The organism is Phytopseudomonas dryadis, from assembly GCF_004327355.1.
Classification (GTDB): Bacteria; Pseudomonadota; Gammaproteobacteria; order Pseudomonadales; family Pseudomonadaceae; genus Aquipseudomonas; species Aquipseudomonas dryadis.
Genome location: NZ_QJUM01000029.1, coordinates 1 through 22,441, shown reverse-complemented (window position 1 = coordinate 22,441; position 22,441 = coordinate 1). Strand labels below are relative to the sequence as shown.

At 65.2% G+C, this 22,441-nt stretch carries 19 protein-coding genes; 10 read left to right on the top strand and 9 right to left on the bottom strand.

The window, feature by feature from the left end; all coding sequences use genetic code 11:
- Positions 1-13 precede the first annotated feature (13 nt).
- Positions 14-2,083 carry an AsmA family protein gene (locus tag DNK34_RS20600; protein WP_131177144.1) on the top strand — a complete coding sequence of 690 codons (2,070 nt, stop codon included), beginning with the start codon at positions 14-16 and terminating at the stop codon, positions 2,081-2,083.
- Positions 2,084-2,092: 9 nt separating this feature from the next.
- Here DNK34_RS20600 and cra read toward each other — a convergent pair whose 3' ends face one another.
- A complete protein-coding gene (gene cra / locus DNK34_RS20595; RefSeq protein ID WP_131177145.1) occupies positions 2,093-3,082 on the bottom strand; it encodes a catabolite repressor/activator in 990 nt (329 codons plus the stop codon).
- Between the two features lie 253 nt (positions 3,083-3,335).
- Here cra and ptsP point away from each other — a divergent pair, with 253 nt between their 5' ends.
- The 3 genes from ptsP to DNK34_RS20580 are packed head-to-tail and all read left to right on the top strand — an operon-like array spanning position 3,336 to position 8,900.
- A complete protein-coding gene (gene ptsP / locus DNK34_RS20590) occupies positions 3,336-6,209 on the top strand; it encodes a phosphoenolpyruvate--protein phosphotransferase (RefSeq protein WP_131177146.1) in 2,874 nt (957 codons plus the stop codon).
- Positions 6,209-7,141 carry a 1-phosphofructokinase gene (pfkB, locus tag DNK34_RS20585; protein ID WP_131177147.1) on the top strand — a complete coding sequence of 311 codons (933 nt, stop codon included), beginning with the start codon at positions 6,209-6,211 and terminating at the stop codon, positions 7,139-7,141. Before ptsP ends, pfkB begins: the two co-directional genes overlap by 1 nt.
- A gap of 22 nt (positions 7,142-7,163) precedes the next feature.
- On the top strand, positions 7,164-8,900 hold the full coding sequence (locus DNK34_RS20580; RefSeq protein ID WP_131177148.1) for a fructose-specific PTS transporter subunit EIIC: 1,737 nt from the start codon (positions 7,164-7,166) through the stop codon (positions 8,898-8,900).
- 46 nt (positions 8,901-8,946) lie between these two features.
- On the opposite strand, the gene crp is transcribed toward DNK34_RS20580, so the two are convergent.
- Positions 8,947-9,591: a cAMP-activated global transcriptional regulator CRP gene (gene crp / locus DNK34_RS20575; protein WP_131177149.1), complete on the bottom strand. Its 645-nt coding sequence runs from the start codon at positions 9,589-9,591 to the stop codon at positions 8,947-8,949.
- Positions 9,592-9,983: 392 nt separating this feature from the next.
- On the opposite strand from crp, the gene DNK34_RS20570 reads away from it, so the two are divergent.
- Positions 9,984-10,412, top strand: coding sequence for an OsmC family protein (locus tag DNK34_RS20570; RefSeq protein ID WP_131177150.1), 429 nt, complete (start codon positions 9,984-9,986; stop codon positions 10,410-10,412).
- A gap of 106 nt (positions 10,413-10,518) precedes the next feature.
- Here DNK34_RS20570 and coq7 read toward each other — a convergent pair whose 3' ends face one another.
- The gene (gene coq7 / locus DNK34_RS20565) at positions 10,519-11,166 is read right to left on the bottom strand and encodes a 2-polyprenyl-3-methyl-6-methoxy-1,4-benzoquinone monooxygenase (RefSeq protein WP_131177161.1); all 648 of its coding nucleotides are present in this window, start codon (positions 11,164-11,166) and stop codon (positions 10,519-10,521) included.
- Positions 11,167-11,581: 415 nt separating this feature from the next.
- Between coq7 and DNK34_RS20560 the strand changes: the two genes are divergently transcribed.
- On the top strand, positions 11,582-13,063 hold the full coding sequence (locus tag DNK34_RS20560; RefSeq protein WP_131177151.1) for an AAA family ATPase: 1,482 nt from the start codon (positions 11,582-11,584) through the stop codon (positions 13,061-13,063).
- 12 nt (positions 13,064-13,075) lie between these two features.
- Here the strand turns inward: DNK34_RS20560 and DNK34_RS20555 are convergent, their stop codons facing one another.
- The 4 genes from DNK34_RS20555 to hemJ all read right to left on the bottom strand — a co-directional run bounded on the left by DNK34_RS20555 (position 13,076) and on the right by hemJ (position 16,425).
- Positions 13,076-13,864, bottom strand: a complete 789-nt coding sequence (locus DNK34_RS20555; protein WP_131177152.1) for an SDR family NAD(P)-dependent oxidoreductase — start codon at positions 13,862-13,864, stop codon at positions 13,076-13,078.
- 41 nt (positions 13,865-13,905) lie between these two features.
- Positions 13,906-14,907, bottom strand: coding sequence for a DUF805 domain-containing protein (locus tag DNK34_RS20550; protein WP_131177153.1), 1,002 nt, complete (start codon positions 14,905-14,907; stop codon positions 13,906-13,908).
- Between the two features lie 116 nt (positions 14,908-15,023).
- On the bottom strand, positions 15,024-15,971 hold the full coding sequence (locus DNK34_RS20545) for an NAD(P)H-dependent flavin oxidoreductase (protein ID WP_131177154.1): 948 nt from the start codon (positions 15,969-15,971) through the stop codon (positions 15,024-15,026).
- A 28-nt stretch (positions 15,972-15,999) separates the two neighbouring features.
- Complete coding sequence (hemJ, locus tag DNK34_RS20540) at positions 16,000-16,425, bottom strand: protoporphyrinogen oxidase HemJ (RefSeq protein WP_131177155.1); 426 nt, start codon at positions 16,423-16,425, stop codon at positions 16,000-16,002.
- Positions 16,426-16,694: 269 nt separating this feature from the next.
- On the opposite strand from hemJ, the gene DNK34_RS20535 reads away from it, so the two are divergent.
- From DNK34_RS20535 to erpA, 3 genes are all read left to right on the top strand, one after another.
- A complete protein-coding gene (locus DNK34_RS20535; RefSeq protein ID WP_131177162.1) occupies positions 16,695-17,363 on the top strand; it encodes a DUF6776 family protein in 669 nt (222 codons plus the stop codon).
- Positions 17,364-17,378: 15 nt separating this feature from the next.
- Positions 17,379-17,789: a bactofilin family protein gene (locus tag DNK34_RS20530; protein WP_131177156.1), complete on the top strand. Its 411-nt coding sequence runs from the start codon at positions 17,379-17,381 to the stop codon at positions 17,787-17,789.
- 75 nt (positions 17,790-17,864) lie between these two features.
- A complete protein-coding gene (gene erpA / locus DNK34_RS20525; RefSeq protein WP_025163181.1) occupies positions 17,865-18,215 on the top strand; it encodes an iron-sulfur cluster insertion protein ErpA in 351 nt (116 codons plus the stop codon).
- A gap of 60 nt (positions 18,216-18,275) precedes the next feature.
- Here erpA and DNK34_RS20520 read toward each other — a convergent pair whose 3' ends face one another.
- Both DNK34_RS20520 and DNK34_RS20515 read right to left on the bottom strand, forming a co-directional pair.
- Positions 18,276-19,364, bottom strand: a complete 1,089-nt coding sequence (locus DNK34_RS20520) for an anhydro-N-acetylmuramic acid kinase (RefSeq protein WP_131177157.1) — start codon at positions 19,362-19,364, stop codon at positions 18,276-18,278.
- 4 nt (positions 19,365-19,368) lie between these two features.
- Entirely contained in the window at positions 19,369-20,790 is a 1,422-nt protein-coding gene (locus tag DNK34_RS20515) for a peptidoglycan DD-metalloendopeptidase family protein (protein ID WP_131177158.1), read from the bottom strand.
- Positions 20,791-21,010: 220 nt separating this feature from the next.
- On the opposite strand from DNK34_RS20515, the gene tyrS reads away from it, so the two are divergent.
- The gene (gene tyrS, locus DNK34_RS20510; RefSeq protein ID WP_131177159.1) at positions 21,011-22,210 is read left to right on the top strand and encodes a tyrosine--tRNA ligase; all 1,200 of its coding nucleotides are present in this window, start codon (positions 21,011-21,013) and stop codon (positions 22,208-22,210) included.
- Positions 22,211-22,441 lie beyond the last annotated feature (231 nt).

Here is a 22,441-nt window from a genome sequence, read left to right as displayed (position 1 = left end):
AAGGGTCATTCGCATGATGCGTCTGCGTAAGGTAGTGGGATGGTGTGTGGCGAGCCTGCTGTTGCTGGTGGCGGCTCTGATGCTGTTTCTGGTGCTGTTCGACTGGAACCTGGTCAAGCCCACGCTCAATGCCAAGGTCTCCGAAGCGCTCGATCGTCCCTTCGCCATCGAAGGCAACCTGGCCGTGGTCTGGCAGCGGGAGCCGGAGGAGGGGGGCTTGCGCGCCTGGCTGCCCTGGCCGCACGTGTCCGCCGAGCAGTTGCAACTGGGCAACCCCGAGTGGGCCAAGGGCGAGCATTTCGTCAGCCTCAAGCGGGTCGAATTGCGTCTGTCGCCCTTGCCGCTGTTGTGGAAGACCGTCCACATCCCGCGTATCCAGTTGACCGGCGCGGATGCCGCTCTCGAGCGCCTGGCCGATGGCCGCGACAACTGGACGTTCGACCTGGGCGACAGCGAGCAGAACCAGGACGATGGCAAGGCGCCGGCCTCACCCTGGACGCTGGACATCGGCACCATCGGTTTCGACAGGGCCAGGGTCCGCTTCGACGACCAGACCCTGCAAGCCAGCGTCGAGGTGCTGGTCGACCCCCTGGGCGAGCCCATTCCTTTCGATGAAATCGTCGGCAAGGCCACCGCCGCCGAATCTGCCGAGGAGGACGTCACGCCACAGGATTACGCCTTCGCCTGGCAGGCCAAGGGCCGCTACAAGGGCCAGGCGCTCAGTGGTAATGGCAAGATCGGCGGATTGCTGGCGCTGCAGGACGCGCGCCGCCCGTTCCCCTTGCAGGCCGATGTCCGTGCCGGCTCCACGCGCATGCAGGTGGCCGGCACCCTCACCGATCCGCAGAACCTGGGCGCCCTCGATCTGCGCCTGCGCCTGTCCGGCAGCAGCCTGGGCAACCTGTATCCGCTGACCGGCGTCACCCTGCCGGATACGCCGGCTTATTCCACCGATGGTCGGCTCAGTGCGCAACTGAACGATCCCGACGGCGCCCTGTTTCGTTACCAGGGCTTCAATGGCCGCATCGGTGACAGCGATATCCATGGCGACCTGACCTTCGTCGCCCGTGAGCCGCGGCCCAAGCTCTCCGGCAGCCTGGTCTCCAACCAGCTGCGCTTCGCCGACCTGGCGCCGCTGATCGGTGCCGACTCCAATGCCGAGAAGAAGGAGCGCGGCGCCGCCAGCGTGCAGCCCGCCGACAAGGTGCTGCCGGTCGAGGCCTTCCAGACCGAGCGCTGGCGCGACATGGATGCCGATGTCAGCTTCACTGGCAAGCGCATCGTGCACAGCGAGGACCTGCCCTTCACCGACCTGTTCACCCATGTGGTGCTCAACGAAGGCCAGCTCAGCCTCGAACCCCTGCGTTTCGGCGTCGCGGGCGGGCGCCTGGACTCCACTTTGCGTCTCGACGGGCGTGGCACGCCGCTCAAGGCGCAGGCCCAGTTGAGTGCGCGCAACTTCAAACTGCGCCAGTTGTTCCCCAGCGTGGAGGTCATGCAGAGCAGCCTGGGGGCGCTGAATGGCGATGCCAGCATCAGCGGTACCGGCAATTCGGTCGCCACCTTGCTGGGCAGCGCCAATGGCGAGGTCAAGCTGCTGATCAACGACGGCCGGGTCAGCCGCAACCTGATGGAAATCGCCGGCCTCAACGTGGGCAACTACCTGGTCGGCCGGCTGTTCGGCGACGAGGAGGTGGAGATCAACTGCGCCGCCGCCAACCTGGATATCAAGCAGGGGCTGCTGACGCCGCATCTGTTGGTGGTCGATACGGAAAACGCCCTGATCGGGGTGGATGGCACGGTCAACTTCGGCAATGAACGCCTCGACCTGACGATTACCCCGCAATCCAAAGGCCTGCGCATTTTCTCGCTGCGTTCGCCGTTGTATGTCCAGGGCACCTTCAAGAATCCCGATGCCGGGGTCAAGGCGGTGCCGCTGGCCTTGCGTGGTGCCGGTATGCTGGCCCTGGGGGCGTTCGTCGCCCCGGCCGCCGGGCTGCTCGCCCTGGTCGCGCCGAGCGGCGAGCAACCCAACGAGTGTGCCGTGCTGCTGCAACAGATGCGCCAGGGCAATGCCCGCTGACCGGCTGCTTCAGTTGTGGCGCTTCTTGAGTATCCGGGGAATGGCCTCCAGGCCGGGCTGGTAGTCGCCGCCATCCAGGGCGGCGAGCACCTGGGCGAAGACCCGCTCGGCAATGCGTTCGTGCTGTTGCGAGATGGCATTGACCCGCAGTGGCAGGAAATCCAGTAGCTGGGCATCACCGAAGGTCGCCAGGCGCAGCTGGCTGAAATCCTGGTCGGCGCGCTCGTGCAGAGCGTCGAGCAGACCCTCCAGCAACACATAGGCGGTGGTGACGATGGCGTCAGGCGATTCGCCCCGTTCCAGCAGGGCGCTCATCTGCCGGTAGCCCCAGGCGCGGCTGAACTGTTCGCCGTGACTGATGCTGAGCGTGCCGCCAAAACCGCGCAGCGCATCGCGAAAGCCTTGTTCGCGGGCCTGGCTGATGGGCAGTTCATGGCGGGCGCCAATCAGGGCCACATGGCGCGGTTGCGAGTCGAGCAAACTTTCGGTGAGCTGTGCGCCAGCCTGGCGATCGTCGCTGACCACCGAATGGATATAGGCCGGGTCCAGCGCCCGGTCGACGGCGATCACCGGGGTGCCGGCCGCCACCAACTGGCGGTATTCCGGGGCATCCTGGGGCAGGCAACTGGCGACGATCAGCGCATCGCAACGGCGTGAGCGGAACAGTTCGAGCAGTTGCCGTTCACTGGTCGGGTCGTCGTCGGAACTGGCGATCAGCAATTGGTAGCCGGCTGCCCGGGCGCGCTGTTCGAGCAACTTGGCCAGGCGCGCGTAGCTGGGGTTCTCCAGATCCGGCAGCACGAATCCCAGGCAGCGGCTCTGGCCGCGGCGCAGCCCCGCCGCTTGCTGATCGGGGCGATAGCCATGGTGCTCGACCACATCGAGTACCCGCTGCACGGTCGCGGCGCTGATGCGCCGCCTGGCGGCCTGGCCATTGATCACGTAGCTGGCGGTGGTCAGGGAGACCCCGGCCAGACGAGCGATGTCGCTGAGTTTCAAGAGCAATATCCAGGGTCTGTTGACGTTTCGGCGCAAGCCGCGTTGCTGCGCAAAATCGCGCCAGGCCGGGCGGCGTTCCGCCAGGCGGAGGACGCCGGGAATGGTATTCCCTGGCCGAAGGTCTTGGCGATCAGGCTTCAAGGATCACTCATTATCAGGTAACGTTCCAGTGCTTGATGAAACGATTCAGCAAATGAGTCGACTAAGCTAACAAGAATTTTGTCGCTGGCCTGTCTGGCAGAGGAGAAGCCCAATGCTCGAATTGCACCCTTCGCAAATACAGATGGGCCGCAGCGCCGTCGACAAGGCCAGCGCCCTGGCGGCTCTGGCGGCCAGCCTGAGCGACGATGGCCTGGTCGCCCCGGGCTATCTCGACGGCATGCAGGCGCGCGAGCGGCAGGGCTCGACCTATCTGGGGCAAGGCATCGCCATTCCCCACGGCACGCCGGAAACCCGCGACCAGGTGTTCCAGACCGGCATGCGCCTGATCCAGTTTCCCGAGGGCGTCGACTGGGGCGACGGGCAACGGGTGTACCTGGCCATCGCCATTGCCGCCCGTTCCGACGAACACCTGCGCCTGCTGCAGTTGCTCACCCGGGCGCTGGGCGAGGGCGACCTGAGCCAGGCACTGCGTGAAGCCACGGATGCCGAGAGCATCCTGGCGCTGTTGCAGGGGGCGCCCCAGGAGTTGGCGCTGGACAGCCAGTTGATCGGCCTTGGCGTCGCCGCCGACGATCTCGACGAACTCGCCTGGCAGGGCGCCCGGCTGCTGAAAAAGGCCGGCTGCAGCGAGTCCGGCTTTGCCGCCAGCCTGGTGCACAATGACCCGCTGCCGCTGGGCAACGGCCTGTGGTGGCTGAGCAGCGAGCAGCATGTGGCGCGGCCCGGCCTGGCGTTCGTCACGCCTAGCAGCCCCTTGCAGCATGAGGGTCAGCCCCTGGCCGGATTGTTCTGCCTGGCCTGTCTCGGCGAGGGCCATCGCCAGGTGCTCGAGCGCCTCTGTGATCTGCTGATCGAAGGCCATGGCGATGCCTTCGCCCAGGCCACCACCAGCCGTAGCGTGCTCGAAGCGCTGGGCGGCGAGGTGCCGGCGGACTGGCCGGCATTGCGCATGACCCTGGCCAATGCCCACGGCTTGCACGCGCGCCCGGCCAAGGTACTCAGCGAGGTCGCCCAGGGCTTCGACGGCGATATCCGCGTGCGTCTGGCCGATGGCGCCACTTCCGCGGTGTCGGCCAAGAGCCTGAGCAAGTTGCTGGCGCTGGGCGCGCGGCGCGGGCAGGAACTGGAGTTCAGCGCCGAGCCGGCGATCGCCGAAGCGGCCCTGGCGGCCATCGAGGCGGTGGTACTGTCGGGGCTGGGCGAAGAGGTGCAGGCACTGCCTCCGGCGCAGTCGGACAGCGAACAAGGCGGCGTCGCCAGCGCCGCGGCGGCGGCCCTCGAGCCCCCCCAGGCCGGCGCGCGTCTCCAGGCGGTCGCCGCTTCGCCGGGGATCGCCATGGGGCCGGCCTTCGTCCGCCGTATGCCGCGACTCGATTACCCGGCCCAGGGCCAGGGCGTCGCCATCGAGCGCCAGCGCCTGCAGGACGCCGTGCAGCGTGTCGACGCGCAGATCCAGGCGCTGGTCGAGCGCAGCAGCGAAGCCAGCGTGCGCGACATCTTCGTCACCCACCAGGCGATGCTGCGCGATCCCGCCCTGCGTGACGATGTGGAGGCGCGCCTGGGCCAGGGGGCCAGTGCCCAGGCCGCCTGGATCGACGAGATCGAGGCGGCTGCCGCGCAGCAGGAGGCCCTGCACGATGCCCTGCTGGCCGAGCGTGCCGCTGACCTGCGTGACATCGGGCGCCGGGTGCTGGCCGATCTCTGTGGCGTCGAGGCGCCCGCCGAGCCGCAAGAACCCTACATTCTGGTGATGGGCGAGGTCGGCCCCTCGGACGTCGCCAGCCTCGATCGCCAGCGTGTCGCCGGCATCCTCACCGCCCGCGGCGGTGCCACCGCCCACAGCGCGATCATCGCCCGGGCCCTGGGCATTCCCTGCGTGGTCGGTGGCGGCGAAGCATTGCTGATGCTGGAGCAGGGCACGCGTCTGCTGCTCGATGGCGATCGCGGCCTGGTGCGCGTGGCGCCGGACGAAGCGACCGTGGCCCAGGCCGAACGCGAGCGTCAGGCCAGTGAGCTGCGCCGCGAACGGGCCCATGGCGAACGGCTGCTGCCGGCGCGAACCGCTGACGGGCACGCCGTCGAAGTGGCGGTGAACATCGGCGCCAGTGGCGAAACCGCCGCGGCGGTCGAGCTCGGTGCCGAGGCCGTCGGCTTGCTGCGGACCGAACTGGTCTTCATGGATCATCCCCAGGCCCCCGATCTGCACACCCAGCAGGCCGAGTACCGCCGTGTGCTGGACGCCCTGGCGGGGCGCCCGCTGGTGGTGCGTACCCTCGATGTCGGTGGCGACAAGCCGCTGCCGTACTGGCCGATGCCGGAAGAGGAGAACCCCTTTCTCGGCGTGCGCGGCATCCGCCTGACCCTGCAGCGGCCGGACATCATGGAAACCCAGCTGCGGGCGCTGCTCGGCGCCGCCGAAGGCCGTCCGCTGCGGATCATGTTCCCCATGGTCGGGCAGGTCGAGGAGTGGCGCGTGGCGCGCGACATGGCCCTGCGCCTGCGCGAGGAGATCCCCCTGGCCGACCTGCAACTGGGGATCATGATCGAAGTGCCGTCGGCGGCGCTGCTGGCGCCGGTGCTGGCCAAAGAGGTGGATTTCTTCAGCATCGGCACCAACGACCTGACCCAGTACACCCTGGCCATCGACCGCGGCCATCCGACGCTGTCGGCGCAGGCCGACGGCCTGCATCCGGCAGTACTGCGCCTGATCGGTATGACCGTCGCCGCCGCCCATGCCGAAGGCAAGTGGGTCGGCGTCTGTGGCGAACTGGCCGGGGACATGCTCGCCGTACCGCTGCTGGTCGGTCTCGGCGTGGACGAACTGAGCGTATCGGCGCGCAGTATCCCACTGGTCAAGGCGCGGGTGCGCGAGCTGGACTGGCGCCATAGCCAGGCGCTCGCGCAGCAGGCCCTGGCGCTGGACAGCGCGGCGGCGGTTCGCGCCCTGGTCGAGGAGACACACTGATGGCGCGGATTCTCACCCTGACCCTGAACCCGGCGCTGGATCTCACCGTCAGCCTGGAAACCCTGCGGCCCGGCGCGGTGAACCGCAGCCTGGGGCTGAGCAGCCATGCCGCGGGCAAGGGCCTGAACGTGGCCCAGGTGCTCGCCGATCTCGGCCACAAGGTCACCGTCAGCGGCTTCCTCGGCACGGCCAATGCGGCGCCCTTCGAGCTGCTGTTCGACCGGCGTGGCTTCATCGACGCCTTCGTCCGGGTGCCGGGGGAAAGCCGCAGCAATATCAAGCTGGCCGAACGTGACGGGCGCGTCACCGACCTCAATGGCCCGGGGCCGCAGGTCGATGCCGCGCATCAGGCGCAATTGCTCGAGCAGGTGGAGCAGATCGCCGCCGGCCACGAGGCCGTGGTGGTGGCCGGCAGCCTGCCCCCGGGCGTCGAGCTGGACGGGTTCGTGGCGCTGCTGCGCCACCTCAAGGCCCTCGGCCTGCCGCTGGTGCTGGACAGTAGCGGTGCGGCCCTGCGCGCAGGGCTGGCGGCGACGCCCTGGCTGATCAAGCCCAACGAAGAGGAGCTGGCCGACGCCTGCGGCGTATCGCCGTCGTCGCCGGAGCAACTCCGGGACGCCGCCCTGCGTCTGCGCGAACAGGGCGTCGAGCATGTCCTGCTGTCGCGTGGCGCCGCGGGGGTGGACTGGCTCGGCCCGCAGATCGCCTTGCATGCCCAGCCGCCCAGTGTCGAGGTGCTGAGCACCGTGGGGGCTGGCGACTCGCTGCTGGCCGCCACCCTGCATGGCCTGCTCAGTGGCTGGCCGGCAGAGCGTACCTTGCGCCTGGCTACGGCGGTCGCGGCCCAGGCGGTGACCCAACTCGGTTTCGGAATCCATGACCGGCAACAGCTGGCGCGCCTGGAAGCGGCGGTCAGCGTGGTGCCGGCGTGAACAATAACAAGAGGTCGTTGCAATGAATGTGCTGATCGTTACCGCCTGCCCCAACGGCATGGTCACCAGCGTCCTGTGTTCGCGCCTGCTGGAGGCGGCGGCCCAGCGTCTGGGCTGGTCGACCCGGGTCGAGGTGCATGACCCCAAGGCCATCGGCTCGCCGCTGAGCGACGCCGATATCGCCGCGGCCGAGCTGGTGGTCGTGGTCAAGACCGGCGAGCTGGATCTGCAGCGCTTCGTCGGTAAGCCGGTGCTGCAGTCCACGCCCTCCGAAGCGCTGGTCGATCCGCAGCGGTTCCTGCTCGCGGCGGCGCAGCAGGCGCAGGTGCTGGAGCAGGTCGCGCCACAGGCCGCCGCGGCGACAGGCAAGCCGCGACTGGTCGCCGTCACCGCCTGCCCGACCGGGGTGGCGCATACCTTCATGGCCGCCGAGGCCCTGCAGCAGGCCGCCGAGCAACTGGGCTATGTACTGCAGGTGGAGACCCGTGGCTCGGTCGGCGCGCGCAACCTGCTCGATGAGGCGACCATCGCCGCCGCCGACGTGGTGCTGCTGGCCACCGACATCGAGGTCGAGACCGAGCGCTTCGCCGGCAAGAAGGTTTATCGGTGCGGCACCGGGGTGGCGCTCAAACAGCCGAAGCAGACCCTGCAGCGGGCGCTGGCCGAAGCCAAGCCGCTGCAAGGCGAGAGTCGGACGCAAAGCGAGGGGAGCGCCGCTCAGGGCAGCAAGACCGGCCCCTACAAGCACCTGCTCACGGGGGTGTCGTTCATGCTGCCGATGGTGGTGGCCGGCGGCCTGCTGATCGCCTTGTCCTTCGTCTTCGGTATCGAGGCGTTCAAGGAGGAGGGGACCTTACCGGCGGCGCTGATGCAGATCGGCGGTGAGGCCGCCTTCGCCCTGATGGTGCCGGTGCTGGCCGGCTACATCGCCTATTCGATCGCCGACCGCCCGGGGCTTGCGCCGGGGATGATCGGCGGCATGCTCGCCAGCGCCCTGGGTACCGGCTTCATCGGCGGCATCATCGCCGGTTTTCTCGCCGGCTATGCCGCCCTCGCCCTGAACCGCTGGCTGCGGCTGCCGCAGAGCGTCGAGGCGCTCAAGCCGATTCTGCTCATCCCGCTGTTCGCCAGCCTGTTCACCGGCCTGGTGATGATCTATGTGGTCGGCCAGCCAGTCGCCGGCGTGCTCGCCGGCCTGACGGCATTTCTCGATGGCATGGGCAGTACCAACGCCATCCTGCTCGGGCTGTTGCTCGGTGGCATGATGTGCGTCGACCTGGGTGGGCCGATCAACAAGGCGGCCTACGCCTTTTCCGTTGGTCTGCTGGCATCGCAGAGTTACGCGCCGATGGCCGCGACCATGGCGGCGGGCATGGTGCCGCCCATCGGCATGGCCATCGCTACCGTGCTGGCGCGGCGCAAGTTCAATCAGACCGAGCGTGAGGCGGGCAAGGCCGCGGGGGTACTGGGGCTGTGCTTCATTTCCGAAGGGGCGATACCCTTCGCTGCCAAGGACCCGCTGCGGGTGATTCCGGCGAGCATCGCCGGTGGCGCCCTGACCGGTGCGTTGTCGATGTACTTCGGTTGCAAGCTGATGGCGCCGCACGGTGGCCTGTTCGTGCTGCTGATCCCCAACGCCATCAACCACGCCGCCCTCTACCTGCTGGCGATAGTCGCCGGTAGCCTGGTCACGGGTGTGGTCTATGCCGCGCTCAAGCGGCCCGAAGCCGAGGCGCTGGCGGTCACGGCCAAGGCCTGAGGGGATAGAGCCGGCCCGCCGGGCCGGCCGAGTGACCTGGCGGGCCTCAGCGGGTACCGAAGACCACCATGGTCTTGCCTTTGACGTGTACCAGGCCCTGTTCTTCCAGGGCCTTGAGGACACGGCCGACCATTTCCCGCGAGCAACCGACGATACGCCCGATTTCCTGACGGGTGATCTTGATCTGCATGCCATCGGGATGGGTCATGGCGTCGGGCTGCTTGCACAGGTCGAGCAGAGTACGGGCGACCCGTCCGGTGACATCGAGGAACGCTAGATCACCGACCTTGCGCGTGGTATTGCGCAGGCGCTCGGCCATCTGCGTGCCCAGGGCGAAGAGAATGTCCGGATCCTGCTGGGTCAGTTCGCGGAACTTGGTATAGCTGAGTTCCGCCACCTCGCACTCGGTCTTGGCGCGCACCCAGGCACTGCGTTCCTTTTCCGAGCCTTCCTTGCCGAACAGCCCCATCTCGCCGAAGAAGTCGCCGGGATTGAGGTAGGCGATGATCATTTCGCGGCCGTCGTCGTCTTCGATGAGGATGGTGACCGAGCCCTTGACGATGAAGAACAGCGTTTCACTGCGATCACCGGCATAGATGATGGTGCTCTTGGCCGTGTAGCGGCGGCGGTGACAGTGCGCGAGGAGTTTGTCCAGGTGTTTGACTTTGGGTGTGAGGGTAATAGCGACCATGCCTGAATCCCGAATATAGAAAGAGAAGCCTGTGACTAGGAGCTGTTGACTATTCGCAAGGCAGATGAAGGCCGCTATGCAGCGCGAGGAGGTCCATCGCTTATCTGAACGAGCAAGCCTTGCCTGTTTCTGGCAGCACAAGAGGGTGGTGCGATGCGATGCCGTCGGGGCGCCCTAGTTACGTTTTTTTATAATTATTCAACACTGTTGTTGTCGATAGCTGCGCAATTGTGCCAGTTATTCGGCGCCAGCTTAACAGAGGTGGGATTGCAAGGGTCTTTTTTGCGATCCATGCGGCACTTATTTATGGAACTTATTGGCGCTGCCGTACCCCCCATTGCGGCCAGGAGGGCTGTGATAAGCTGCGTGCCTTTCACAAGGAGACGGCAACGATGAAAGCGCGCATTCAGTGGGCCGGCGAAGCCCTGTTCCTGGGCGAATCAGGCAGTGGCCATGCGGTGGTGATGGATGGGCCGCCGGAGAACGGTGGGCGCAACCTGGGTGTGCGGCCCATGGAAATGCTGCTGATCGGCCTGGGTGGCTGCAGCAATTTCGACGTGGTCAGCATCCTGAAAAAATCCCGACAGGCGGTCGAGAGCTGCGAAGCCTTTCTCGAGGCTGAGCGGGCCGCTGAAGATCCCAAGGTCTTCACCAGGATCCACCTGCACTTCGTGATCAAGGGCCGTGGGCTGAAGGAAGCCCAGGTCAAACGCGCGGTGGAGCTGTCGGCCGAGAAGTATTGCTCGGCTTCGATCATGCTCGGCCGTGCGGGCGTCGAGATCACCCACGACTACGAGATCGTCGAGCTGAGCGCCGATTGACGGCGCTTCAGGCTGGACGGCTGAGCGAAAGAGCTGGACCGAGGCGGGGCCTGCCACGACCCTGTCCAGCCTCCAGCCTCCAGCCTCCAGCCTCCAGCCTCCAGCCTCAAAGCCGATAAGTCGTCTTGGTCATCACCTTGGACATCAGGGTCATGCCGAATTTGATCGGGGCTGGAAAGCGCACGCCTCCGGCCTCCAGGGCGCTGCTGGCATGTTCCTGCTCATCGCTGCGCATCTGCTCGAGAATGGCCCGTGACTTGCCGTCCTCTTCGGGAATTTGCTGCAGATGCTCGTCCAGGTGCTTGACCACCTGGTCTTCGGTCGCCGCGACAAAGCCCAGGCTGACCTTGTCGCTGACCAGCCCGGCCACTGCGCCGACACCGAACGAGAGCCCGTAGAACAGCGGGTTGAGCAGGCTCGGATGGCTGCCCAGCTGGCGGATGCGTTGTTCGCACCAGGCCAGGTGATCGATTTCCTCGTCCGCCGCATGTTCCATGGCTGCGCGAACCTCGGGCAGTCTGGCGGTCAGCGCCTGGCCCTGGTAGAGCGCCTGGGCGCAGACTTCGCCGGTATGGTTGATGCGCATCAGCCCGGCGATATGGCGGGTTTGCTGCTCGTCCAGTACGGTCTCCGGCTGGACGATGGCTGGCGAAGGACGGCTGGGCTGGCCACTGAAGGGCAGCAGGGTGCGCAGGGCCATGTCGGCCTGCAGCAACAGGCGGTCGACGGGCGAATAGTGGCGTTTATTGGCCATCACGGGGGCGCCTCCGGCGAGAACATTGACCTGCAGTTTACCGCAAACGCGCTGTTCGCTTCCTGCGCGCATGGGTTAATGCCGATCAGATAAGGTGCTTGTAGGAGCAGGGGCACCTACCGAAGAGCGGTAAACAGCCGCCCGTGTAGGAGCGTCGACCTCAGCGCGATGCGATGGTAGCCATCGCACAAGGCGTGTGATGGCCAGCAATCGCCGCGGGGTCGCGGCTCCCACAGGGCCAGGACAAACCGTCGTTTTGTGGGCCAAATGCTTAACTGACTGGCATTTTGCGCATGGTGGCCGGCAAAACGTGGCCGCCATCACCGCGTTGGCGTGAGGCCCTTGCGCCTCAGAGCGGCCGGGGCGAGGATCAGCTTCCCGGCATGGTGCGGGCGATTAGCCATAAGGAGTTGGTGTGAAGAACGATATCCATGACCTGGGCCTGGTGCTCGACTCCAAGGTCAAGTTGCTGCTGGTCGAGTCCTGGGATGAGCGACGGGTGCTGGAAACCCTGACGGGGCTGGCCGTGCGCCGCGGCCTCGGGTTGTACACCTGGTCGGTGACCGAGGGTATGCAGCGCCTGGGGTTCGCCGGCGAGACCTTCGCCGACAGTGGCAGCCAGGAGCCGGAAGCGGCCCTGCGCCTGATCAAGGCCGATCCCCAGGCGAACCTGTACGTGCTGTGCGACCTGCATCCCTTCCTGAGCGACAACCCGCGGCTGGTGCGCCTGCTCAAGGAAATCGCCATGGCCGATGGCGCCCATGCGCCGACCCTGGTGCTGGTTTCCCATGCCTGCAAACTGCCACCGGAGGTGCAGCGTTATGCGGCGCGTTTCAACCTGGCGCTGCCCAGCGAGGATGAACTGCTGGCGATCGTGCGCGAGGAGGCGGCGCGCTGGAGCGAGCGCAATCGCAACCGGCGGGTGCGCACCGACAACCGCACCCTGCAGCAGGTGGTCAAGAACCTGCGCGGCCTGAGCCATGCAGAGGCCCGTGTGCTGGCGCGCAACCTGATCTGCGACGACGGCGCCATCACCCAGGAAGACCTGCCGGAGCTGAACAAGGCCAAATTCGAGTTGCTCGATCTGGATGGCGTGCTCAGCTTCGAGTACGACACGGCGCGCTTCGCCGATGTCGGCGGGTTGAACAACCTGAAGCGCTGGCTGGGCGAGCGCCAGCGCATCTTCTTCGACGCCCGCGGCGTCGATATGCCCAAGGGCGTGTTGCTGGTCGGTGTGCAAGGCGCTGGCAAGAGCCTGGCGGCCAAGGCCGTGGCTGGTTTGTGGGGGCTGCCCCTGCTGCGCCTGGACTTCGCCTGCCTGTACAACAAGTTCTTCGGTGAAACCGAGCGTAACCTGCGTGATGCCCTGAAGCTCGCGGAGCAGATGTCGCCCTGCGTGCTCTGGGTCGACGAGATCGAGAAAGGCCTGGCCAGCGGCGACCAGGACGGTGGGGTCAGCCAGCGGGTACTGGGCACGCTGCTGACCTGGATGGCCGAGCGCAAGTCCTCGGTGTTCATGGTCGCGACCGCCAACGTCATCGAGCGCCTGCCGCCGGAACTGGTGCGCAAGGGGCGCTTCGACGAACTGTTCTTCGTCGACCTGCCGGATGCCGCTGTGCGTGCCGATATCTTCCGCATCCACCTGGAGCGACGCGAGCTGGAGGTATCGGCGTACGACCTCGAGGATCTGGCGGCGGCCAGCGAGGGGTTCTCGGGCGCGGAAATCGAACAGGTGGTGGTCAGCGCCCTGTATGCCGCGCAGGCGCAGCAGCAGTCGGTGGACCACGGGTTGCTGCTGCGGGGCATCCAGAACACGGCACCGCTGGCGGTGATCATGGCCGAACAACTGGGCGAGCTGCGCGAATGGGCGCGCGGGCGCACGGTCAGCGCCAATTGAGCGGGGCGTCGCTCACTGGCGGGCGAAGCGCCGGTTGAGCCGTGCGGCAATCCTGCGCAGCAGAAACCGCGGGAAGAAACGCGGGGCCAGGGTCAGCAGGCGATTGCGCCAGCCCGGCACGATGATCGCGCGGTTCTTCTCCAGGCCGCGCACGGCGACCAGGGCGACCTCTTCGGCGCTCAGCATCTGCTTGCTGCCTTCCAGGGTACTGGCGTCGAGTCGCGCATTGCGGAAGAACGCGCTGCGGGTTGGTCCCGGGCACAGCACCGACACCTTGACCCCATAGGACTTGAGCTCTTCGCGCAGGCCTTCGGAGAAATGCAGCACATAGGCCTTGCTCGCATAGTAGTTGCTCATCCAGGGGCCGGGCTGGAAGGCGACAACCGAGGCGATGTTGAGGATCTGGCCGCTGCCACGGCCGGCCATCACGGTACCGATGGCATGGCACAGGCGCGCCAGGGCCAGCACGTTGACCTCGAGCAGCTCCTGCTCGCGGCTCCAGTCCTGGGCGACGAAGGCGCCGGCGCTGCCGAGGCCGGCGTTGTTCACCAGCAGCTCGATGACCTGGCCACTCTGCTCCAGTTCGTGCAGCAGTCCGGATACCTGCAGCGGCTCGCTCAAATCGCAGACGCGGAACAGCACCTCCACGGAAAAGCGCTGGGCCAGTTCAACGGCGATGCTTTCCAGGGCATCGCACTGGCGCGCCACCAGGATCAGGTTACGCCCGCGACGTGCCAGCGCTTCGGCCAAGGCCAGACCGATACCGCTGGAGGCTCCGGTGATCAGGGCATAACGGGACATGGAATCTCCTCAGGGGGCTCTGCTCATTATGGGGCCAAAGCCTAGGAGCGCAGCGTGTCGAGATCCGCCAACTGCTCGAAGAACAGGCCGAACACCGCCAGTGCGGCGAAGCCGCCGAGCAACAGTACCAGCAGGCCGGCGATGATCAGCAGCAGAAACAGGCCGGCGAGCAGGTTGACCGCCAGACTGTTCGCCGGCGGCTGCGGGCCGAAACGGTTGGCGCCCAGGGTGCCGGGCACCACCAGCATCAGCAGCCAGAACACGCTGTTGACGATCGGCACCAGGTTGAGCAGCCAGAGCCAGCCGCTCCAGCCCATGTCGTGCAGGCGTTGTACGCCGATCTGCAGGGTGACGACCAGCATGCCGACGACGGCGACGAACAACAGCGCGCCCCCGAGGGTTTCGGACAGCGTGGCCACCGCCGAGAGCACGGCACCGAGGATCACGAAGGCGATCATCAGCACCAGTGACCAGGCCAGGTAGCGCAGGCGGCCGATGCGGCCATTGAACGACAGGACCTTGAGCGGGCCGACTTCGTCCTGGCTGGCGTCGACCTTGGCGCGAGGCGGAGCGTAGGGCGTTTCGACCGCGCTGACGGGGGGCGGAGCGGCAGGTTGCGCTGCTGCGCTTTCGCCCAGCAGCGCCTGGCGAGCCAGGTACTTGTCGATGATCACGCCGCAGGCCGAGCATTCGGCGGCCTTGTCCTGCTGGTGCCCGCATTTCGGGCAGACCATGGGCTGCGGAACAGCATCGGGCTGGGCCTTGGCGGCCAGTTGCTCGTCGGTTTCCACCAGGCTCAGGGCCGCCACCAGGTCGGGCTCCTTGCGGGCCCGGGCACCGGCACGCTGCAGGGCGGCGAGGTACTGATCGGCTTCGGCTTCGAGCAAGTCGCGCTTGATGGCGATCGGGCCACTGCCGAACAGGGTCTCGATGCGCGTACGGTCGCTCTTGAACAGGCGCGCCAGATTGTCCTTGGTCGTCTCCAGTGACGCATCGGGCATCAGCGCCCCGTCGAACACGATCTTGAAGCGAGGAGGTGTCATGCGTGCATCCTTGTCAGCGCGGGCGGGATTTTCTCGCACAGACCCTATCCCGCCGACAGGGGGCGAACAAGTGGTCGGCGGATAATTTTGCGCGTAACCGAGTGCTCGTTCGCAGGTTAGCGCTGAGCCTGTACGCGCGTCAGCGCGGCTCGATATTCGCCATCCAGGCGCTCGATCAGTTCGCTCACCGATGGCAGGTCGTCGATGCCGCCGACCCCCTGGCCGGCTGACCATACGGTCTTCCAGGCCTTGGCCTCGTCATCCAGCGGTTTCAGTTTCTCGCCGCCGTCCTGCGCGCTTTTGCTGCGCAGTTGTTGCATGTCGTAGCCGGCGCGCTCCAGGCTCTGGCGCATGAAGCTGGCCGGGACGCCGGACACGGCCGGGGTATGCACGATATCGGCGGCGTGGGCCTCGAGAATCATCTGCTTGTAGTCCGCGGCGGCAGCGTTTTCACGGGTGGCGATAAAGCGCGTGCCCATGTAGGCCAGGTCGGCGCCGAGCAGTTGCGCCGCGAGTATTTCATGGCCGTGGTTGAGGCAGCCGGCCAACAGCAGGGTCTTGTCGAAGAACTGGCGGATCTCCGCGACCAGGGCGAAGGGGCTCCAGGTGCCGGCATGCCCTCCCGCTCCGGCGGCCACGGCGATCAGGCCGTCGACGCCCGCTTCAGCGGCTTTTTCCGCGTGCCGGCGAGTGGTGACGTCATGCAACACCAGGCCGCCGTAGCTGTGCACGGCATCCACGACCTCCTTCACCGCGCCCAGGCTGGTGATGACGATGGGGACGCGATGGGCCGCACAGATCGCCAGATCCTTTTCCAGGCGCGGGTTGCTGGCGTGGACGATGAGGTTGACGGCGTAGGGGGCGCTGCCCGCCGTCAGGCCGTCGCCGATTTCATCCAGCCAGGCACTGAAGCCGCTGCCGTCGCGTTGGTTGAGCGCGGGGAAGCTGCCGACCACGCCGCCATTGCAGCAGGCCGTGACCAACCGGGGGTTGGACACCAGAAACATGGGCGCCACCACCAGGGGCAGTCGCAGGCGATTTTCCAGCAGGACGGGCAGAGACATGGCGGCACCTGAGCAGGATTGATTGAGGTCAGAAGGGTTTGACGACCACCAGCACGACGATGGCGAGCAGCATGAGCACCGGTACTTCATTGAACCAACGATAGAACACATGGCCACGGTTGTTCTCGCCCCGCGCCAAGCGTTTGCGCATCGCCCCGCAGACGTGGTGATAGCCGACCAGTAGCACGACCAGGGTCAGCTTGGCGTGCATCCAGCCCTGGCTCAGCCAGCCGGGCGCCATGAACAGCAGCCAGATACCCAGCGCCAGGGTGGCGATCATGGCCGGTGTCATGATGCCGCGGTACAGCTTGCGCTCCATGACGCAGAAGCGTGCCCGGCTGGGCTCGTCCTCGCTCATGACGTGATAGACGAACAGCCGTGGAAGATAGAACAGTCCGGCGAACCAGCAGACCATGGCGACGATATGCAGGGCTTTGATCCATGGGTAGAGCATGCCGGTACCTCTGAAGTTTTAGGTGCGTCGATAGTAGGGCGTGCTTCTCCTTTCGTCATCAAGACGGTTGGCCGCAGGCGGATGCGGCTTTATGATTCGACACCTACCCCAGTTCCCATGAGGCGCCTGATGCTTTCCAGCGCAATCGGTCATGCTCCCAGGCACGCTCATGGCGCCTGTCCGGGCTCGTTTCGCGTGGCTGTTGCGTACTGATGTCGGGCTGGGAAGTTCGCCCCAGCAATCGCGCCCAGGAGCGACGGCTTCGCGTGATGCTGGTGCTCCTGCTGATGGCGGCGCCGGCGGCCTTCTACCTGGGCGTCTGGTGGCAGGGCAAGCAACTCCAGGCGCAACTGAGCGATATCCAGCCCCTGCAGGATCGACTCGACGAGCAGGTGCGCGAACTCGATGAGCTGCGTCAGCGTCTGGCGGTGGTCGGCAGTGGCGCGACGCTGGCTCAGCAGGCCAACGAGCAGAGCCGGTTGACCATCAAGCTGCTGGAAGAGCAGATATTCAAGCAACAGCAGGATCTGGCGTTCTACAAGGGTGTGCTGGCGCCGGACAGCCGTAGCGAAGGGCTGCTTATCCGTACCTTCGAACTCCAGCGCACCGACCAGGCGCAGCGTTTTCGCTACAAACTGCTGTTGAGCCGGGTCGGCAAGGATGACAAGCCGCTGCAAGGGCGTTTGCAGGTGCTGCTGGAGGGGCGTCAGGACAAGGCGGCCGCGATCCTGCCGTTGGCGCGGCTCACCAGCGACCTGCCCGAAGACTCCAGCGAAGCGGCGATCGCCTTCGCCTTCAAGCACTTCCAGGCGATTCCCGAGGGTGGTCGATTGGGCGAGTTGCAGCTACCCCGGGGGTTCGAACCCGAGCAGGTGCGTGTGCGAGCCGAGGTCGAGGGCGAAAAACCGGTTGAGCGTGTATTCAAATGGATCGACTAAAAGTGACGGTTTTCAATGTGGAATAAAGGCAAGGGCAAGACCGACCTGCAGCGCTTCACTGGCAAGACCAGTCTGATTGCGGCCGGGGCGGAGTTCAGGGGGAATCTGGGGTTTCAGGGGGCCGTACAGGTCGACGGCCGGGTGCTGGGCGATATCCACACCGAAGAAGGCCTGGTGCGCGTCAGCGTCGATGGGCTGGTTGAAGGTGAGGTGCGCGCCCCCCATATTGTCATCGACGGCGAGATCATCGGTGATGTCTATGCCAGTCAGCACGTGGAGCTGGGCAGCCGTGCCCGTGTGCGGGGCAACCTTTACTACGCTCTCATGGAAATGGCCATGGGCGCTCAGGTAGAGGGCGGGCTGCGGCCGATCAAGGATCAGCGGCGACCGTTGGAGCTGCCCGAGAGCATCGACCCTGCACAATAGTTGACCGCTTTTCTAGGGTAAGCGGATAATGCAGGGCCTCAACGCAGTATGGCGCCTGGCGCCGGGAGATAGAACATGAGCGTCGAAACCTTCACCCCCACAGCTTTGCAATTCACGCAGGGTGCGGCGAGCAAGGTGAAGAGCCTGGTCGATGAAGAGGGCAACCCGCGCCTCAAGCTGCGTGTGTTCGTCACGGGGGGCGGCTGTTCCGGATTCCAGTACGGCTTCACCTTCGATGAAGACGTGGCCGATGACGATACCATCGTCGAACGTGAAGGCGTCAGCCTGGTCGTCGACCCGATGAGTTTCCAGTACCTGGCCGGTGCCGAAGTGGATTACCAGGAAGGTCTGGAAGGGTCGCGCTTCGTGATCAAGAACCCGAATGCCACCACCACCTGTGGTTGCGGCTCGTCGTTCTCGATCTGAGCGGGGTTCGCCGAAAAGAAACGCCGCGCCTCTGCGCGGCGTTTTTCATTGTCCGTGCACTCAGGCTGGGTAGATCGCCCCGAGTACCCGCAGGCCCTTGGCGCCGGTAACCTCGGGGCGATTGGCGGGAATTCCGTTCAGGCAGCAATGGGCCAGCCAGGCGAAGGCCATGGCCTCTACCCAGTCCGGAGGCACGCCGTAGCGCTCGGTGCTGTCGACCAGCGTCTGCGGCAGCAACGCCTGCAGACGCCTGACCAGCGCTTTGTTATGAGCGCCGCCGCCGCAGATCAGCAGTTCTTCGCAGTCAGGCTGGGCCTGGCGCAAGGCGCCGACGATGCTCGAGGCGGTCAATTCGAGGAGGGTGGCCTGCACGTCTTCGGCCGCAAGAGCCGGCAGCGTGCCCAGGTGCTGTTGCAGCCAGCCCGGATTGAACAGCTCCCGGCCGGTGCTTTTCGGTCCACTGGTCTGGAAGAACGGATCGCCCAGCATTGCCTGGAGCAGGGCCGGGTATAGCTGGCCACTGGCCGCCCACGCGCCATCGCGGTCATAGGGCTTGCCACGCTCCCGCTGGATCCAGGCGTCCATCAGCACGTTGCCCGGGCCACAGTCGAAGCCGCGGGCGGGCTTGCCCGTTTCCAGCAGGCTGAGATTGCTGAATCCCCCTACGTTGAGTATCGCCCGCTTGCTTCCGGGGGCGGCGAACAGCGCTTCATGGAAGGCTGGCACCAGGGGCGCGCCCTGGCCTCCGGCCGCGACGTCGCGGCGGCGGAAATCGGCCACGACGCAGATGCCGGTGAGTTCGGCCAGCAGCGCCGGGTTGCCGATCTGGATGGTGAAGCCACGGGCTGGCTCATGGCGCACCGTCTGGCCGTGGCTGCCGATGGCGTGGATGGCTTGCGGCTGCAGATTCTGTTCGGCCAACAGGCTGTGCACGCCGTCGGCGACCAGTTGTGCCCATTGCTGCTCGGCGATGGCGGCCCGCGCGAGTTCGTCCGGGCCAGAGCTGCAGAGAGCCAGCAACTTTGCGCGGAGCGAATCGGGGAGGGCTTGGTAGTGATGGGCGAGCAGCCTGGTGTGCTCGCCTTGTTCGATGAGGGCGATGTCCAGCCCATCGAGGCTGGTGCCGGACATCACACCAAGGTAGAGCATCGGCTTAACGCTTGTTCAGCGCGAGCATGGTGGCTTTTTCCTGATCCATGCGCGCCATCAGCGGCTTGCTCATCTGCAGGAAACGTTGTTTTTCCTGACGGGCGATCGGATCGGACATGGGCAGTTTCTGGCTCAGCGGATCCACATGGGTACCATTGACCTGGAACTCGTAGTGCAGGTGCGGGCCGGTGGACAGGCCCGTGGTGCCGATATAGCCGATGATCTGGCCTTGCTTGACGTTGCTGCCGGTGCGCACGCCTTTGGCGAACCCCTGCATGTGGGCGTAGAGCGTGCGGTAGCGGCTGCCGTGTTGCAGCACCACGGTATTGCCGTAGCCACCCTTGCGCCCGGCCAGTATCACCTTGCCGTCGCCGGCCGCCTTGATCGGGGTGCCGCGCGGAGCGGCATAGTCCACACCCTTGTGGGCGCGGATCTTGTTCAGGATCGGGTGCTTGCGGCCGTTGGAGAAGCGCGAGCTGATGCGCGCGAAATCCACCGGCGTGCGGATGAAGGCTTTGCGCATGCTGTTGCCGTCGGCATCGTAGTAGCTGACGTTGCCCTGCTTGTCGGTGTAGCGCACGGCGGTATAGGTCTTGCCGCGGTTGGTGAAGCGCGCGGAAAGAATGTTGCCGGTGCCGACGGATTTGTCGTTGACCACCTTCTCCTGGTAGATGACCTCGAATTCGTCGCCCTGGCGAATGTCCATGGCGAAGTCGATGTCGTAGCCGAAGATATTGGCCAGATCCATGGTCAGGTTGTGCGACAGGCCGGCATGCTTGGCCGAGACGAACAGCGAGCTGTTGATCACGCCGTGGGCGTAGGCGTCGCGCACGTCGGGCTTGACCAGTTCGCGCTTGAACTCATAACCCTGCTCGGTTTTGCTCAGGCTGATGCTTTCCAGGTCGCTGAGCTTGCTGTGCAGGCTTTCCAGCTGGCCGTCATCGGTGAGCTGGAACTGCAGTTCCTGACCGACCTTGAGGCGGCTGAGTTGCTTGGCCTCCTTGCTGCTGTTGAGCACTTCATGCAGCGTGTTGGCGGAGAGACCGACCTTGCTGAACACCGTGGACAACGTATCGCCATTGGCGACGCTGACGGTCATCTTTCCGGGGTCGACTGGCGGCTGTTCCGCGACTTGCGGAGCACTTTCCTGTTCGGCGCTGATGCCGTCCTCCGCGTTGCCTTCTATCTGGGCGAAAGGCGAGTCGGCAGTATCCTGTTCCTCTACCGCGGGCTCCGGTTGCGGGGGCAGATTCTGCTGGATCTGCTCGGCACCCGTGTCCATGTCCAGGTTGAGATAGGTCTTCTTTGCTTCTACTTCGCGTGAGGGGAACACCAGGAGGGCCAGGCTTAGCAGGGCGGCCACGCCGCTCGCTGCGAGAATGTGGGTTTTGGGGTACAGAGGCGGCGCTTTAGTTGTCGAGGTCATAGGGCTGCTTTTGTAAAGTGAAGAGATGAAAAGGAATTATTGAAGATGAAGATACTGATGAATATGCAGTAACTGTATAAAATATAACCAAATCCAGCCTGAAGCAACCCTGAAGGTGACCGTTGGTTCCAGTGCCATCTTATGTTGGGCAAAACTTGTCATTTGTCCACGATCTTGTATGGTTGGTTCCCTTTTGCTTTCGGTGGTCGTGAGTCCTTTTATGAAGTCGGTTGAAGAGCAACTGGCGCTGATCAAGCGCGGTGCGGAAGAGGTTTTGGTTGAGTCCGAGCTGATCGACAAGCTCAAGCGCGGTGAGCCGCTGCGTATCAAGGCCGGCTTCGACCCGACCGCGCCGGATCTGCACCTCGGTCACACCGTGCTCATTAATAAGCTGCGCCAGTTCCAGGAGCTGGGGCATCAGGTGGTGTTCCTGATCGGTGACTTCACCGGCATGATCGGCGACCCCAGCGGCAAGAGCGCCACCCGGCCTCCGCTGACCCGCGAGCAGGTGCTGGAAAACGCCGAGACCTACAAGACCCAGGTGTTCAAGATTCTGGACCCGGCCAGGACCGAGGTCGCTTTCAACTCCACCTGGATGGACAAGCTGACGCCGGCCGACTTCATTCGCCTGGCTTCGCAGTACACCGTGGCGCGCATGCTCGAGCGCGACGATTTCGACAAACGCTACACTGGCAATCAGCCGATCGCCATCCATGAGTTCCTCTACCCGCTGGTGCAGGGCTACGACTCCGTGGCGTTGCGTGCGGATGTGGAGCTCGGTGGCACCGATCAGAAATTCAACCTGTTGATGGGGCGCGAATTGCAGCGTGCCTATGGGCAGGCCTCGCAGTGCGTCGTCACCATGCCCTTGCTCGAGGGGCTGGACGGCGTCAAGAAGATGTCCAAGTCGCTGGGTAACTACATAGGTATCCAGGAAGCGCCCGGCGTCATGTACAGCAAGCTGGTGTCGATGCCGGATGCCCTGATGTGGCGTTACTTCGAACTGCTCAGTTTCCGCTCCATGGAGGAGATCGAGCAGTTCAAGAAGGATGTCCAGGCTGGCGCCAATCCGCGTGACATCAAGATCAAGCTGGCCGAAGAGATCGTGGCGCGTTTTCACGGTGAAGAAGCGGCTGCCTCCGCGCACCGTTCTGCCGGTAACCGCATGAAGGACGGCGAGCTGCCGGACGATCTGCCTGAGGTCGAGCTTGCCTCTGCCGAGGACATGCCGATTGCAGCCCTCCTTAATAAGGCAGGGCTGGTGAAGAACGCGGCGGTTGCCCGTGACCTGCTGGGTTCCGGTGGCGTGCGCGTCGATGGCGAGGTGGTCGACCGTGCATTCGTCTGCAAACTGGGGGCGACCCATGTTTTCCAGGCCGGCAAGAAGGCGTTTGCGCGTATCACGCTGAAAGCGCAATAAACCTGAAATAACCGTTGACCTGAGAATCAGGTTGCCTATAATGCGCACCACTTCCGGCGCGGCCTGATCTGAAAACCTATTGTTAAACAAAGGGTTAGAGGAATATAAGGGTTGCACGGACGGCGAATTCGAGTAGAATGCGCCGGCGCTGACAGGGCGGTTCGAGTGGTTCTGTCGGTGGCTCGATCGGGTTGGATCGAAGGTGGTGATGAGGCGGTTGACAGCGGTTTG